Below are 14,911 nucleotides of genomic sequence, written 5' to 3' on the forward strand. Positions count from 1 at the left end.
TTACTCAAAAATATAGATTAGCCAATGAAAGTAATAAACTTCACTGAAATTCAAATTAAAAATTATATAGAAAAAATTAGACCTCCTAAAGAAATTCGAGAACAAGTAGACATCTCATATTCTATCATAAAAAACACCATAGAAATTTTTGAAATTAGACCAGATTGGATTGATGAAAAAACAAAAATAAACATACCTGTAGCAAGGGCTAAATATATTAAAAGCAGAAAAATATGGAGAATCTATTGGTTAAACTCTTCTGACAAATGGCTACCATATAAACCCAGCCCAGAAGTAAATAGGTTTTCTGACTTTATTACTCTTTTAGAAAAAGATACAAACAACTGTTTTTGGGAATAAACAACAGGTTCAAATTTATATTTTACGTTCTACAACGTAATCAATCATCATTTGTAAAGATTTTTTATATTCAGATTCTGAAAAATCGTTTAGTATAGCTAATGCTTTTGCTTTATAAGCATTCATTTGATTGGTAGTATATTCTATACCTCCATTTTCTTTTACAAACGCGATAACTTCTTTTACACGAACCTTATTTTTATTGTGCTTTTTTATTGAGTTAATTAACCAGGTTTTATCCTTTTTAGAACAGCTGTTTAACGTATAAATTAAAGGTAAAGTCATTTTTTGCTCTTTAATATCTATACCTGTTGGTTTGCCTATTTTAGCGTCTGAATAATCAAACAAATCATCTTTTATTTGAAATGCAATACCAATATACTCGCCAAATTTGCGCATTTGCTGCACACAATCTTGATTTGCACCAACAGATGCTGCACCAATACCACAACAAGCAGCAATTAAGGTTGCTGTTTTTTTTCTGATAATATCAAAATAAATGGCTTCTGTAATGTCTAATTTTCTTGCTTTTTCTATTTGTAAAAGTTCACCTTCACTCATTTCTCTAACGGCGATAGAAATTAATTTTAGCAAATCAAAATCTTCATTATCTATAGAAAGTAATAACCCTTTAGAAAGCATAAAATCTCCCACTAGAACTGCAATTTTATTTTTCCATAATGCATTTATAGAGAAAAAACCTCTACGTCTATTGCTATCATCTACAACATCATCATGCACTAAAGTTGCTGTGTGAATTAATTCTACCACAGCTGCTCCTCTGTAAGTTCTTTCATCAAAACCACCATCAGAAACCATTTTTGCCACCAAAAAAACAAACATTGGGCGCATTTGTTTTCCTTTTCTGCGCACAATATAATAGGTAATTCTATTTAAAAGTGGTACTTTAGAAAGCATGGATTCTTTGAATTTTTCTTCAAAGAGTTCCATTTCATTCTTAATAGGTAATTTTATAAGTTCTACTGGTTTCATCTATATCAAAAATAAAGAATAAATTTGGTTTTTAAATCTTTAAAATCAACTTTTGTATTATGCAAAAATCAGTATTATTTATAGCGGTTTTATTATTTAGCAGCTTATTTTATAGCCAAAATAAAAAAGAACAATTTCCTTTAAATGCATTGGGTATTTATAAGGGTGATTTAACCATTTCTAGCAATAAAGGAGTGCAAATTGTACCTATGGAGTTCCATTTATTGAAAACGGAAAAAACCAACACGTTCAAATATGTAATTGTGTATAAAAATAAACCTAGAAACTATACCTTGATTACAAAAGATTTAAAAAACGGCATTTTTAATATCGATGAAAATAATGGAATTGTACTTCCTGCAAAATATGCTAACAATGTGCTGTATAGCTTTTTTGAAGTGAATGGTAATTTTTTAAGCTCTAGATTATTATTTAAAAACAATAGCTTAGATTTTGAAATTCTTTTTACTGCAATCAAAAATAAAATTACAACAGGTGGTACTTCTACAGCAATACCAAAAGTATTTGGCTACCCAATTACTACTGTTCAAAAAGCAGTTTTAATAAAACAATAATTTAAGCTTTATTTGCCAATTGACCACAAGCAGCATCAATATCCTTACCTCTACTTCTTCTTACATTTACAGTAATATCATGCATTTCTAAGTTAGAAATATAATTGTTTATTGCAGAAGAACTGGCTTGCTGAAATTCCCCATCGTCTATTGGGTTGTATTCTATTAAATTTACTTTGCAAGGCACATATTTACAAAAGTCTACTAATGCTTTTATGTCTTCTTTTCTATCGTTAATGCCGTCCCAAACTACATATTCATAGGTAATAGTTCTTTGGGTTTTCTCATACCAATATTCTAAAGATTCTCTTAAATCTTTTAAAGGAAATGTAGTATTAAAAGGCATTATAGAAGTTCTAACTTCATCTATTGCAGAATGTAAAGAAACTGCTAAATTAAATTTTACTTCTTCATCTGCCATTTTTTTTATCATTTTTGGCACACCAGAAGTAGAAACTGTAATTCTTTTAGAAGACATACCTAAGCCTTCTGGAGAAGTTATCATTTCTATCGATTTTAATACGTTTTTGTAGTTCATAAGAGGTTCTCCCATTCCCATAAACACAATATTGGTTAATTTTTTATTGTGATATAATCTGCTTTGCTTATCTATAACTACAACTTGATCGTAAATTTCATCTGGGTTTAAATTACGCATTCTTTTTAAACGAGAAGTTGCACAAAACAAACAATCTAAACTACAACCAACTTGACTAGAAACACAGGCTGTTGTTCTTTTTGGTGTTGGTATTAAAACGGATTCTACCACCAAACCATCGTGCAGTTTTATACCGTTTTTAATAGTTCCATCGTTACTTTTTTGCATGGAATCTACTTTTATATGGTTAATAACAAAGTTGGCTTCTAACATTTCTCTGGTTTGTTTAGAAATGTTTGTCATGGCTTCAAAAGTGTGTAGTGATTTGCTCCAAAGCCATTCATAAACTTGGTTTCCACGAAATGCTTTATCGCCATTTTGTACAAAAAAATCTCTTAATTGTTCTTTAGTTAAGGCTCTGATGTCTTTCTTTTGAATCAAGTTTTCTAGTTTTTAAAATGCTTTGGCAAAAATACAATATAATTTGAAGTTATTACTGTTGTTGGCAAACTGTTGCGTTAGTGATTGCAATGGCATCCTTTTTATTTGTTTCGGCTTTTAGGAACATTTTTAAAAATGCACTTTTTACGTTTGAGAATTTTCTGAATTAAATACAGCGCAAATAAAAAGATATAATGGAAAGCACGACTATATCCTGATGGTAAGCAGGATATAGGAACGCCCAAATAGAAATAAAAAAACTGATGATTAGATAAATAATCATCAGTTTTAAGTGTATATTTTTTAAGAAAAGTGGGTTAAATAATTAACATTGCGTCTCCGTAAGTCGAGAATTTATAGCCTTCTTTTATTGCTTCTTTGTAAGCTTCCATTACAAAATCATAACCACCAAATGCAGCGGCTTGCATTAAAAGTGTAGATTTTGGTGGATGAAAGTTGGTAATCATCGCATTGGCAATGCTAAAATCATGCGGTGGAAAAATAAATTTATTTGTCCAACCATTATATGGATTTAATTGCTGATTAGAAGAAACAGAAGATTCTACAGTACGCATAACTGTTGTACCTACAGCGCAAATTCTTCTTTTTTCTGCTTTTGCTTTATTAATCATATCTGCAGAAGCAACAGGAATATCTATTTGCTCAGAATCCATTTTATGTTTTGATAAATCTTCTACCTCAACATCACTAAAAGTACCTAAACCAACATGCAAAGTCATTTCTGCAAAGTCTATTCCTTTAATTTCGAAACGCTTTAAAAGGTGTTTAGAAAAGTGCAAACCTGCAGTTGGTGCTGCAACAGCTCCTTCGTTTTTTGCAAAAATAGTTTGGTAACGCTCTTCGTCTATTTCTTCTACTTCTCTATTAATTTCTTTTGGTAATGGTGTTTGCCCTAATTCTAACAATTTTGCTCTAAATTCTTCATAAGAACCGTCAAACAAAAAACGCAAAGTTCTTCCTCTAGAGGTTGTGTTGTCTATAACTTCTGCTACTAAACTATCATCTTCTCCGAAAAATAATTTATTACCAATTCTAATTTTTCTTGCAGGATCTACTAAAACGTCCCATAATCTATTTTCTGCATTTAGTTCTCTTAATAAGAAAACTTCTATTCTTGCGCCTGTTTTTTCTTTATTACCAAACATTCTGGCAGGAAAAACCTTGGTGTTGTTTAACATTAAAACATCACCTTCATCAAAATAGTTAATAACATCTTTAAAAACTTTATGTTCTATAGTGCCTTCTTTTCTGTTTAAAACCATTAAACGAGACTCATCTCTATGATCTGCAGGATATTTTGCTAGTAATTCTTCTGGTAATTCAAATTCAAAATTCGATAATTTCATACGTATATTTTCTTAGAAAAGTGGCAAATATACGATATGGGAATAGGCGTTGTCAAGCATTTGCCAATATATCTTTACAAATTATCTATTTTAATACCAATTTGTTGCATATTGTCCCAAAAACTTTGGAACGATTTTGTAACCACTTCTGCATTTAAAATTTTAATAGGCACTTTTAATGCTAAAGGTGCAAAAGCCATTGCCATTCTATGGTCATTATAAGTTTTTATGGCAATATTTTTGTTTATAGTTATTGATTTTTCTAAATGCAAACTTTCGTTTGTTACAGAAATTGATGCACCTAAATTGGTTAACTCTTCTTTTAAAGCTTCTAAACGGTCTGTTTCTTTAATTTTTAGCGTATGTAAACCTGTTAAATTACAGGCAACACTTTCAGAAAAACAAGTTACTGCAATGGTTTGTGCAATATCTGGTGCGTTTTTTAAATTAATTTCTAAGGCATCCGTTTTACTTTCTTTTTCTTTTTTTAGGGTGATGAAATTATCTCCAAAAATAGTTGAAACGCCAAAATGTTGGTAAATTTCTGCCAAACAACAATCGCCTTGTAAACTTTCTTTTTTGTAAGCAGATAATTTTATTTCTGAACCTATTGCTGCTGATGCAATTATAGAATAAAAATAACTTGCAGAAGACCAATCTGACTCTACAACAACGGTTTGTTTCTCGATAGATTTTTTAGGAAAACCTGTTATAATATTTTCTTTAAAACTTGTTTCAATTCCTAATTGATTTAACAAACTCAAAGTCATATTAATATAAGGAATTGAAGTTATTTTACCAACCAACTCAATTGTTAAACCATTTTCTAATTTAGAAGCTATTAATAATAATGAAGAAATATATTGGCTACTAACATTACCATTTATAGCAACTTTAGCCTTGGTAATTTTTTGTCCTTTAACTCTAATTGGTGGGTAACCAACTTTAGCTTCATAGGTAATTACTGCTCCTAAATCTTTTAATGCATTTACCAAAATTTCTATAGGCCTGTTTTGCATACGTTCAGAACCTGTAAGTACTACTTCTCTACCTTCTTTTACGGCAAAATAAGAAGTTAAAAAACGCATTGCAGTACCTGCATGACCAATATCTACCGTTTCTTTAGCTGTAGCTAACGCGTGTTGCATGTGCACAGAATCGTCTGAATCTGACAGGTTAGCTATGGTTAATTCTGGAAACAAGTTTTGTAAAATCAATAATCTGTTAGATTCGCTTTTAGAACCTGAAATTGTTATTTCTTCCTTTATTTTTTTATCTGCTAAAACATTTAACAATATGTCCATTCTAAAAAATGATTTTAATTCTTATTTTTAAATTTTAAATTACCAAAAAACCGTGTGAAAAAATATTTTTTTTGGCTTTTTGCTTCTTTTTAACTGCAAACCCCAAAGTTAATGCACAAAAGAAATCTACCAAAGTTTCTAACGAAAATTTTAATGCAATAACCTACAGAAATATTGGCCCATTTAGAAGTGGCAGAAGTGCTGCTGTTACTGGCGTAACCAATAAAGCAAATCTTTTTTATATGGGTGCAACTGGCGGTGGTGTTTGAAAAACTACAGATACTGGTAACACTTGGCAGCATATTTCTGACGGATTTTTTGGAGGTTCTGTAGGTGCTGTTGCTGTTTCTGAATCTGACAATAATGTAATTTATGTTGGAATGGGAGAAAAAACCGTTCGTGGAAATGTTTCTTCTGGAGATGGTATTTGGAAATCTGAAAACGCCAGAAAAACTTGGAAACATATTGGACTAAAAAATTCTAGACATATTACCAGAGTTAAAATTCACCCAAAAAACCCAAATATTGTTTTTGCTGGAGTTATGGGAGATTTATACAAACAAAGGTTTACCAACTGGAGTTTATGGAATTTTTGGTGTTACATTTTATCTTATAAATTCTGATATTGTGTATGCTTTAATTGAATATAAAAAAATGCAGCAAAACTAGTAGTTTGAAATAGCTTCATTTTAAAGTCAAAATCAACATTAAAAAATAAACCTGCCATAAACTGTCTAAAAGCAAACATTGCAAATAAAATATATATCTATAAATTTGTAAGTATTTAGCTAAAGATAACGAATTGATTAATTCAATTTACTTTTTTACATTTTTATTTAACTTATCATTTACCTCTTTCAATTTCATTATTTCATTTTCTTGTTAGTAATCCACAATCCGTAGAAAAAACAGATAAATATTTTAATTCCCCAGAAAGATTTCCATTTTCCATCTGCAAAATTTACTTGATTTACTTTAGCAAAATCACCAGCAAAAATATCGCGCCAACTGTTCATAAATAAAGAAATTAAGGTAACCATTATAAAGAATGGAATGGCAACTTTGGCTAAATTTCTCCAGAAAACAGGTTGTTTAATTTTTTCTAAAAAAGTCATTTTTATTTTAATTTTTCGTTGTTATGATGGCGATTGTGGTCTCGTTTTGTTTTAATAGCTAACTTTTTATCAAAAGCATCTTGCAAATTTATTCCTGTTTGGTTTGCTAAGCATAAAACTACAAACATCACATCTGCCAACTCTTCTCCTAAATCTTTATTTTTATCAGATTCTTTTTCGCTTTGTTCTCCATAACGTCTTGCAATAATACGTGCAACTTCACCAACTTCTTCTGTTAATTGCGCCATATTTGTAAGCTCATTAAAATAACGTACACCATGATTTTTAATCCAATCGTCTACTTGTTTTTGTGCGTTTTCTATGTTCATTTTTAAAAATTTAAGAAAAACAAAGTTACAAAGTATAAGAGAGAGTTTGGTTAGAATAATTTAGTTTGTCTGTAAATTTATTTTCTTATAACTTCTTTAACGCCGAATTTACGTGCTTAAAATGACTATATATTTAAATTAAGTTATGGTACATTTAAAAATCGAATTTCAAACAAATCCAAAGGTATAATTTAATACCTTTACAATCACTATGAAATACCCATTAGAAAACTTAGATGATACTGAATTTGAAAATCTAGTAGCATTAATATGTAGCGAGATTTTAGGAATAGGTACCGTGGTATTTTCTAAAGGTACGGATTTCGGAAAAGATGCTAAATTTTATGGGAAAGCAAATAGGTATCCAAGCGAATCAAAGCCTTGGGAAGGTAAAGTTGTTATTCAAGCGAAACATACAGTAAAAATAAATGCTAGTTGTTCTGACAGTTCTTTTCAAACAATAATAAAGAATGAGATAATACCAGCCATAAATATTTTAAAAGAAGCTGATAAAATAGATTATTACTTACTTTTTACAAATAGAAAATTAAGCGGAGGAAAAGATGCAAAAATTGAAGATGTTTTTGAAAATGAAGTTGGAATTGAAAATAGACTGATTGGATTAGAAACTATAGATTTTTGGATAAATCAATATCCAAAAATTGCTAGAACCTTAAATAAACTTTTACTTCCTTTAAGTTTTGATGAAAATGATTTAAAAGAAATAATAAATTCCTTTAGTAAAGTAGATAAGAAAAAAGGTAATTTACCTAAAATACCTAAAAGAGATATTGAAAAGAAAAATGAGCTAAATAATTTAAGTAAAGATTATTTTAATAATGTAATTAAAAGAAACCTTTTATATATAGAGCAAATCAGAGAATTTTTAACAAATCCAATTAATACAGAGTATTTAGGAAAATATGAAAATACAATTGATGATATAAATGAGGAAATTGTTGTACATAGAGATGAATTTGACAAGTTCGATTTAATCTTTAATTATTTATACAAATTTATCGTAGAAAATAATCCAGAATTAAAATCTAATAGAAGTTTAGTTCGTCTATTCTTGCATTATATGTATTATAACTGTGACATTGGAATTAATGAATAAATTATGCTAACACCATCAAAACATACAAACATTAAATACTCTGTAATTTATATTGCAGGCAAAGTTTTGGGCTTTCTAAAAAAGGAAACCTTAATAAAGTATGAAGATTTAAAAGAAATGTTAGTAAGTGAAATTGGTGTAAATGCAAAAAACAATATCGATTATTCTTTAACCTTTTTATTTTCTATTGGCAAAATAGAATACTTGAAAAACATTGACGCAGTTACTTTAATCAACGACAATAATGAGGATTAGTAGAATATATTCTAATAAAAATTTCAAGAATATTGAATTTAATGAAAAATTCAATGCTATTGTTGCGTCAAAACAATCGAATGAAAAGAAAGATACACACGGCTTAGGTAAATCAACACTAATTAGAGTTATTGATTTTTTACTCATATCAAGTTATAATAAGAATACAGATAAATTATTAGGTAATAATCTTTTTATTGGTCAAGAGTTTTATGGAGAATTCAAACTAAATAATGGAAAATTTTTGGTTATTAAACGTGCAATAAATACAGCTACTAAAGTATTTTTCAAATTAAATGACTCTAAGCTAAATGGTTTTAAATTGGATATTGATTGGGATAAAGAATTAACATTCAAAAAAGCAAGAGCAAAATTTAATGAATACCTAGATTTTAATGTATTACCCAATTGGGATTATAGAAAATCCATAACCTATTTTTTAAGAAGTCAACAAGATTTTTTAGATGTTTTTAAATTGAATAAATTTAAAGGCAAACATAAAGATTGGAAACCATTTGTTTTTGATTTACTTGGATTTAACGGATCTCTAATTTTAGAAAAATTAGAGATTGAAGAAGAAATAGACGACTTAAAGAAAAGAATACAAACTTTAAGGCTAGAAGCACAAATAGATCCTTCTGAGAAAGACAGATTAGACGGGCTTTTAGAGATAAAGAAAATTGAACTTTCAGAGATTAAAAACCAAATAGATAAATTCAATTTTTTTAAAGAAGATATTCATACAAACAAACAACTTGTTGAGGAAATAGACATAAAACTTCAGGCATTCAATACAGATAGGTATAGAATTTCATATGAAATAAATAAAATAGAATCTTCACTGTATGAAATAAATGATTATGTTGACGATAAAGAAATTAATAGTCTATTTGAAGATGTAAACTTGTATTACCCTGAGCAATTAAAAAAGGAATATGACGATTTAATTAATTTTCAAAAATCCTTAACAACAGAACGCAAAGAGTATCTTTCTGAAACTTTAAGTCTGTTAAAAGCTGATTATACAAATTTAAACAAAAGTATTAAAGAAATTGAATCTCAAAAAAGTGACTTATTGTCTTTATTAACAGAAAAGGACAGTTATTTTAAATTTAAAGAGTATCAGAAAAAAACAATTGGTATTGAGGTCGAAATTGAGCGTATTAAAGATAAATTAAAAGCCATAGACAGCACTTTAATTTTAGAAAACGATATAAAAGACAAGCGAGAAATAATAAATGATAAAATTACAGAATTAAAGAAATCTTTAACTGAAAGAAAACACTCAAACATTAATAAAGTTTTTAACTCAATAATAAAAGAAATATTAGATACAAATGCTCTAATTTCATTAAAGTTAAATAATCAAGGGAATGTCGAGTTTAATGCTGACTACCAAAACAAAACTGATTTATTAAAAACTTCTGAATCACAAGGAACAACATATAAAAAATTACTTTGCGTTGCATTTGACTTATCACTATTAGTTAATTATTCGGATAATTCATTCTACAAATTTGTTTATCACGATGGAGTTTTAGAAGGTTTGGATGACAGAATTAAAATTAGATATATAAATCTAATAAAAGAGTTTTGTGAAGAATATGACTTACAATATATAGTAACTTTAATTGACTCTGATTTCCCGAAAGATAAGCCTGATTTAATTGAAGATAAAGATATTTGTCTAAGACTAAACGATAAAGACAATTCTGGAAAGTTATTTTTAAACAGTTTCTAAAAAAACGGCATCACAACAATGACTATAAGTAATTGCCCGTTCTCGCCTACTTTGAAAATTCCTTTGAAATTTCCAACTTGGTGCGTCTTTACAAAGTTAACTTCTAACTAACTCAACTAGTAATAGTCGAGAACACAAACAAATCTCAAAATCACTTCCACTTAATTCCACAACCCACGCTAGGTTTTTGGTGTTCTATAACTGGTTTATTTTGCAGTAAATTTTCTAAAGCTAAACGCATATCTTCTCCTGTAACAGGTTTTCCATTTCCTGGTCTAGAATTGTCTAATTGGCCATGATATACTGTTTTTAATTCTGCATCAAAAATATAGAAATCTGGTGTACAAGCTGCATCGTAACTTTTTGCTACTTCTTGTGTTTCGTCATATAAATAAGGAAAAGGAAAGTTTTCTTCTTTTGCCAGTTGTTTCATTAAATGTGGTGCATCTTGCGGATAATTTTCAACATCATTTGCACTTATTGCAATAAAATTAATTCCTTTTTGTTGGTATTCATTTGCCATTTTTACCAACGCTTTATTAACGTGAATTACAAACGGACAATGGTTGCAAATAAACATAATTACAGTTCCTTTTGTTCCTTTTAAATCGTTTAAAGAATAGTTTTTATCATCAACTGTATTGATTAAAGTAAATTCTGGCGCTTTTGTGCCAATTCTAAATTCGTTAGATTCTGTTCTTGCCATATCTTGGTTTTTAGTTGTTGGTTGTTTGGTTGTCATTTCGACTTTGTGGAGAAATCTGATAATTAAATCTACAGATTGCTTCAATCGTACCTCTTTCGCAATGACTTTAATTCTTCTGCTAAAGCTTGCGCACAAAGATAACCACCTGTCCATGCATTCTGAAAGTTAAATCCGCCAGTTACAGCATCAATATTTAAAACTTCACCTACAAAAAAGAGGTTTTTATGCAATTTACTTTCAAAATTCTTGAAATTTATTTCTTTTAAATCTACGCCACCAGCGGTTACAAATTCGTCTTTAAAAGTAGTTCTACCATTTGCATTGTAAACACCTTTAGTTAATTGTTTTGCTAATTTTTCTAGTTGATTATTATTTAAATCTGCCCAATTCTGCGTTTTAGAAATATCAGAAAACAATACAAAACGTTCCCAAAGTCTTTTAGAAATTTCTGCAAAAGGAGATTTTAAAATTACTGTTTTTCTAGGTTCTTTCTTTTTTAAATTCAATAAAACGTTTAAAACCTTGTCTGTCGGTCTAGACAACCAGTTTACCTCTACATTGTATTGATACTTTTTATCTGCTAAAATTCTTGCGCCAAAGGCGGATAATTTTAAAACTGCAGGTCCACTCATGCCCCAATGTGTTATTAACAAAGGACCAGAGGCTTCTAACTTTGTGCCAACAATATTTACAGTAGCATTTGGAACAGCAATGCCTAATAAATCTACAATTCTTTTATCATTGATGTTAAACGTAAATAAAGAAGGTACAGGTGCTATAACAGTATGATTTAATGTTGTACACAATTCCCACACTTTTTTAGAACTTCCTGCTGCAATTACCACTTTATCTGCTTCAAAATTTTTATTTTTTGTTTGAACAATCCACTTCTTTTCTTGTTGAATTATAGCATTTACGCCATGATTTGTTAAGACTTTTACACCTAATATATCAACTGCTTTTTGAAAACAATCTATTATTGCCTGACTTGTATTTGCTTCTGGAAAAACACGATTATCTGCTTCTATTTTTAAAGGCACGCCTCTATCATCAAACCATTCAAAAGTATCGCCTGTCATAAATTTATGGAAAGGACCCAATAATTCTTTTTCTCCTCTTGGATAAAATTTCACCAATTCTTTTGGTTCAAAACAAGCATGCGTAACATTACATCTACCACCACCAGAAATTTTTACTTTCTGTAAAACATCTTTTCCTTTTTCTAAAATTGTAATGTCTAAATCTGGTTGCTGTTCTTTTGCATTAATTGCCGTAAAATAACCTGCTGCTCCACCACCAATAATAATTATTTTTTTCATAAAATCATTTCTGCATAAGTAAGTATTGTTTCAAATCCTTTATTTTTAAAATAACTTGGTGTTTTTTCGTTTCCTGTTACTAAAACAAAATCTCCTCCCCAAGCTCCCAAACTTTTAATTTCTCCTAAATTATAGTCAGAAAATAATTTTTCTTTTACAGGTTTTAGTTTGATGATATTGCTAATAATCTGTTCGTGCTCAACAATTAATTTATTTAATTCTGCAACTGTTTTTGTTTTTGAAAAATCATTAGAAATCTCCGAAATTCTTTTAATTTCTTTACTAAAATCGTCTCCACTTTCTCTAAATTTTGCAATACCATCTTTAGAATCTTGTTTTTGATTTAAGTGTACAAAAAATAAATTTTCTTTAAAACTTGGGTTAAATGCTACTTGTTTTACAACTGGCTTTTTATTTTCTATTTGATAAAAAATTGGCGAATCATTCTGTGCGCAAGCAATATCGTAACCACTTCCTTTAAAAGAATTCCATAATAATTGAAAAGCATCTACTTTTGCCCAACTTGCAATAGAATTTATTAGGGTTGATGAGCTACCTAAACCCCAATTTCTTGGGAATGTTAAATTTGTTTTTACAACAAAACCGTTTTCTGTGTCTAAAAAGTCTGGATTCATTCTTTTGGCTTCCTTTAAAATATCTAACAAGGTTTCTGCTATAAATTCTGCGCTACCTTCTTTATTAGAATTAAAACTACAATTTATTAAACGTAGTTTTTTTAGATCGAAAACGGCTTCAAACCAACAATCTCCTTTGCTTGTAAAGCTACCCCAAATAATTTCTGATTCCTTTATTTTTTCAACAACTAAATCTTGCCCAAATTTTGTGGGTAATGCTAAAGATTTTGCACCATCTAAAACTAGGTATTCTCCTGTTAACAATAATTTTCCGTTAGAATAAAAATGCATTAGATTAAATTAAATTGTTTAAAATGATGAGTAAAATGTTTTACATGAAATTTCTCCCAATAATCAGCATTCAACTCTCCAAAAAAAGGATGATTTTCTGTTTTTGAAGACGTAAAATGTTTTTGAAATTCATCAATTTGAATGAATAAATCGTCTATAGATTCCTGCAAAGAATCAAATTTAACTGGTGTTGGTTCTTCAGATAACAAAGACGCTTTAAAACCAATTTGCAATTCGTTTTCTGTATCTAAAAAAGCTTTTCTTCTATTAGATTTTTCTTCTTCAACAAAATAATCTGCTTTTACACTACCATTAGAAATTCTCATTAAAAAACTCAAATGTTCTACCATTTGTTGACTATTCATCTTCCCAAAAAGAGGTTTTGTATCCATTTTTAAAGTAGAAAGTAAATTTCTTACTTCGGTTTTATTTGTAAAGTTTACCCAATTTATAGCTTTCCTAATTTCTTCAAACTTAGAAACTACTGCAGCGTGTGATACCGTTTTGTCTTCAAAATAAGTTTCAATTTTATTTTTTTCAACATTATTAGCACCTAATTGATTTAAAATATTTTGCAAATGCATTTTCATATGCCCATGCTGAATTCCTTTTGTTGTTAAAGCTCTTAAAGCCGCAAAATTTTGAGCTAAACCAGCGGCTGCAATAATTTGCATTAACTCTTTAGCAGAAGGCTTTTGTAAAAGCTCTAGAGATAATTTTGCCAAAGGATGCAAAGCAGTTAAACCACCTACAGTTCCTAGAGCTAAGGGAATATCTATCCAAAATCTAAAAACATCATTTTTTATAGTGCAATAAGATAAACTTGTGTATTCTCCATTTCTTGATGCGTATGCATGTGCGCCAGCTTCAATGGCTCTAAAATCGTTTCCTGTAGCCAAAACAACAGCGTCAATTCCGTTCATAATCCCTTTATTATGAGTAACTGCTCTGTAAGGTTCTATGGCTGCTATTTTTACAGCTTGCTCAAATTTCTGAGCAAATTTCTGCGGATTTTCTCCGCCCAATTCTTCAACTTTACAAGAAACCTCTGCCCTTACTACGCATTCTGGCACGTAATTAGAAAGAATACTCATTACAATTTCTATGGTATCATTTCTAAATTGATTTGCAATGGCTTCTAAACAAGAATTTATGAAATTTGCACCCATAGAATCCTTAGTTTCAAAAGTAACGTGCAATTGGTAATAATTTTCTAATTTATGGGTTTTATCAACCAATTGTATATCTAAAATTCCACCACCACGTTTTTCCATATTTTTGGTAATAGAAGCCGTAGCTGCAAATAATTCTGTTTTATTTTTATTAAAATACGACTCTAAATCTGCCTTTTTACCAGCAAATAGAAAATGAACTTGCCCAATTTTAGTAGTTCCTAAAACAGTAGTTTTAAATCCACCTCTTGTACTCCAAAACTTTGCGACTAAAGCTGCTGCTGCCACCACAGAGCTTTCTTCAATAACCATTGGCACTGCATAGGTTTTGTTATTAATCACAAAATTTGGCGCAACGCCCAGTGGTAAGTAAAAATTAGAAATGGTATTTTCTATAAAATCATCATGTAATTGCTGCAATTTTTCATCAGCATTAAAATACTGTTTTAGTATGGCTGTAGCATTTGTATTATTTTGAAAGTAGTTTTTTGCCAACCACTTAATTTTTTCTTCTTTAGTAAATTTTGAAAAACCGGAAATAATTTTAGACATGGATATTCTTATTTGCTTTGAATACAAAGATAATTTAATCT

17 protein-coding genes are annotated in these 14,911 nt (G+C 29.3%); 7 read left to right on the plus strand and 10 right to left on the minus strand.

The genetic code is table 11. The features are described from left to right. The first annotated feature begins 24 nt into the window (after window positions 1–24). On the plus strand, window positions 25–360 hold the full coding sequence (locus Q0762_RS09480) for a DUF3024 domain-containing protein (RefSeq protein WP_298766342.1): 336 nt from the start codon (window positions 25–27) through the stop codon (window positions 358–360). Window positions 361–375: 15 nt separating this feature from the next. Here the strand turns inward: Q0762_RS09480 and Q0762_RS09485 are convergent, their stop codons facing one another. Continuing rightward, on the minus strand, window positions 376–1,353 hold the full coding sequence (locus tag Q0762_RS09485; protein ID WP_298766343.1) for a polyprenyl synthetase family protein: 978 nt from the start codon (window positions 1,351–1,353) through the stop codon (window positions 376–378). Between the two features lie 59 nt (window positions 1,354–1,412). Here Q0762_RS09485 and Q0762_RS09490 point away from each other — a divergent pair, with 59 nt between their 5' ends. After that, the gene (locus tag Q0762_RS09490; RefSeq protein ID WP_298766344.1) at window positions 1,413–1,928 is read left to right on the plus strand and encodes a hypothetical protein; all 516 of its coding nucleotides are present in this window, start codon (window positions 1,413–1,415) and stop codon (window positions 1,926–1,928) included. 1 nt (window position 1,929) lies between these two features. On the opposite strand, the gene rlmN is transcribed toward Q0762_RS09490, so the two are convergent. The 3 genes from rlmN to Q0762_RS09505 form a co-directional block, all read right to left on the minus strand. Continuing rightward, complete coding sequence (gene rlmN, locus Q0762_RS09495; RefSeq protein WP_298766346.1) at window positions 1,930–2,967, minus strand: 23S rRNA (adenine(2503)-C(2))-methyltransferase RlmN; 1,038 nt, start codon at window positions 2,965–2,967, stop codon at window positions 1,930–1,932. Window positions 2,968–3,284: 317 nt separating this feature from the next. Beyond that, on the minus strand, window positions 3,285–4,334 hold the full coding sequence (queA, locus tag Q0762_RS09500) for a tRNA preQ1(34) S-adenosylmethionine ribosyltransferase-isomerase QueA (protein WP_298766348.1): 1,050 nt from the start codon (window positions 4,332–4,334) through the stop codon (window positions 3,285–3,287). Window positions 4,335–4,408: 74 nt separating this feature from the next. Then, complete coding sequence (locus Q0762_RS09505; protein WP_298766349.1) at window positions 4,409–5,638, minus strand: 3-phosphoshikimate 1-carboxyvinyltransferase; 1,230 nt, start codon at window positions 5,636–5,638, stop codon at window positions 4,409–4,411. Between the two features lie 71 nt (window positions 5,639–5,709). On the opposite strand from Q0762_RS09505, the gene Q0762_RS14015 reads away from it, so the two are divergent. Together Q0762_RS14015 and Q0762_RS14020 are read left to right on the plus strand one after the other, a co-directional pair. Continuing rightward, window positions 5,710–5,907: a hypothetical protein gene (locus tag Q0762_RS14015; protein ID WP_366940999.1), complete on the plus strand. Its 198-nt coding sequence runs from the start codon at window positions 5,710–5,712 to the stop codon at window positions 5,905–5,907. Window positions 5,908–6,018: 111 nt separating this feature from the next. Next, window positions 6,019–6,261 carry a hypothetical protein gene (locus Q0762_RS14020; protein WP_366941000.1) on the plus strand — a complete coding sequence of 81 codons (243 nt, stop codon included), beginning with the start codon at window positions 6,019–6,021 and terminating at the stop codon, window positions 6,259–6,261. A gap of 243 nt (window positions 6,262–6,504) precedes the next feature. Here the strand turns inward: Q0762_RS14020 and Q0762_RS09515 are convergent, their stop codons facing one another. Together Q0762_RS09515 and Q0762_RS09520 are read right to left on the minus strand one after the other, a co-directional pair. Further along, window positions 6,505–6,753, minus strand: coding sequence for a hypothetical protein (locus tag Q0762_RS09515; protein ID WP_298766350.1), 249 nt, complete (start codon window positions 6,751–6,753; stop codon window positions 6,505–6,507). Window positions 6,754–6,755: 2 nt separating this feature from the next. Further along, complete coding sequence (locus Q0762_RS09520; protein ID WP_298766352.1) at window positions 6,756–7,082, minus strand: nucleotide pyrophosphohydrolase; 327 nt, start codon at window positions 7,080–7,082, stop codon at window positions 6,756–6,758. A 211-nt stretch (window positions 7,083–7,293) separates the two neighbouring features. Between Q0762_RS09520 and Q0762_RS09525 the strand changes: the two genes are divergently transcribed. The 3 genes from Q0762_RS09525 to Q0762_RS09535 are packed head-to-tail and all read left to right on the plus strand — an operon-like array spanning window position 7,294 to window position 10,195. Continuing rightward, window positions 7,294–8,199 (plus strand): ABC-three component system protein, encoded by a 906-nt coding sequence (locus Q0762_RS09525; RefSeq protein ID WP_298766353.1) that lies wholly within the window; start codon window positions 7,294–7,296, stop codon window positions 8,197–8,199. Window positions 8,200–8,202: 3 nt separating this feature from the next. Continuing rightward, a complete protein-coding gene (locus tag Q0762_RS09530; RefSeq protein WP_298766355.1) occupies window positions 8,203–8,454 on the plus strand; it encodes an ABC-three component system middle component 8 in 252 nt (83 codons plus the stop codon). Continuing rightward, window positions 8,444–10,195: a DUF2326 domain-containing protein gene (locus Q0762_RS09535; protein WP_298766357.1), complete on the plus strand. Its 1,752-nt coding sequence runs from the start codon at window positions 8,444–8,446 to the stop codon at window positions 10,193–10,195. The genes Q0762_RS09530 and Q0762_RS09535 overlap by 11 nt, the downstream gene beginning before the upstream one ends. Window positions 10,196–10,346: 151 nt before the next feature. On the opposite strand, the gene Q0762_RS09540 is transcribed toward Q0762_RS09535, so the two are convergent. The 4 genes from Q0762_RS09540 to Q0762_RS09560 all read right to left on the minus strand — a co-directional run bounded on the left by Q0762_RS09540 (window position 10,347) and on the right by Q0762_RS09560 (window position 14,897). Then, on the minus strand, window positions 10,347–10,901 hold the full coding sequence (locus Q0762_RS09540; protein WP_298766425.1) for a thioredoxin family protein: 555 nt from the start codon (window positions 10,899–10,901) through the stop codon (window positions 10,347–10,349). A gap of 80 nt (window positions 10,902–10,981) precedes the next feature. After that, window positions 10,982–12,220 (minus strand): NAD(P)/FAD-dependent oxidoreductase, encoded by a 1,239-nt coding sequence (locus Q0762_RS09545; RefSeq protein WP_298766359.1) that lies wholly within the window; start codon window positions 12,218–12,220, stop codon window positions 10,982–10,984. After that, the gene (locus Q0762_RS09550) at window positions 12,217–13,146 is read right to left on the minus strand and encodes a GYDIA family GHMP kinase (protein WP_298766361.1); all 930 of its coding nucleotides are present in this window, start codon (window positions 13,144–13,146) and stop codon (window positions 12,217–12,219) included. Before Q0762_RS09550 ends, Q0762_RS09545 begins: the two co-directional genes overlap by 4 nt. Then, window positions 13,146–14,897 carry a hydroxymethylglutaryl-CoA reductase, degradative gene (locus Q0762_RS09560; protein ID WP_366941001.1) on the minus strand — a complete coding sequence of 584 codons (1,752 nt, stop codon included), beginning with the start codon at window positions 14,895–14,897 and terminating at the stop codon, window positions 13,146–13,148. Before Q0762_RS09560 ends, Q0762_RS09550 begins: the two co-directional genes overlap by 1 nt. Window positions 14,898–14,911 lie beyond the last annotated feature (14 nt).

It is taken from the genome of uncultured Polaribacter sp. (assembly GCF_947495205.1).
Classification (GTDB): Bacteria; Bacteroidota; Bacteroidia; order Flavobacteriales; family Flavobacteriaceae; genus Polaribacter.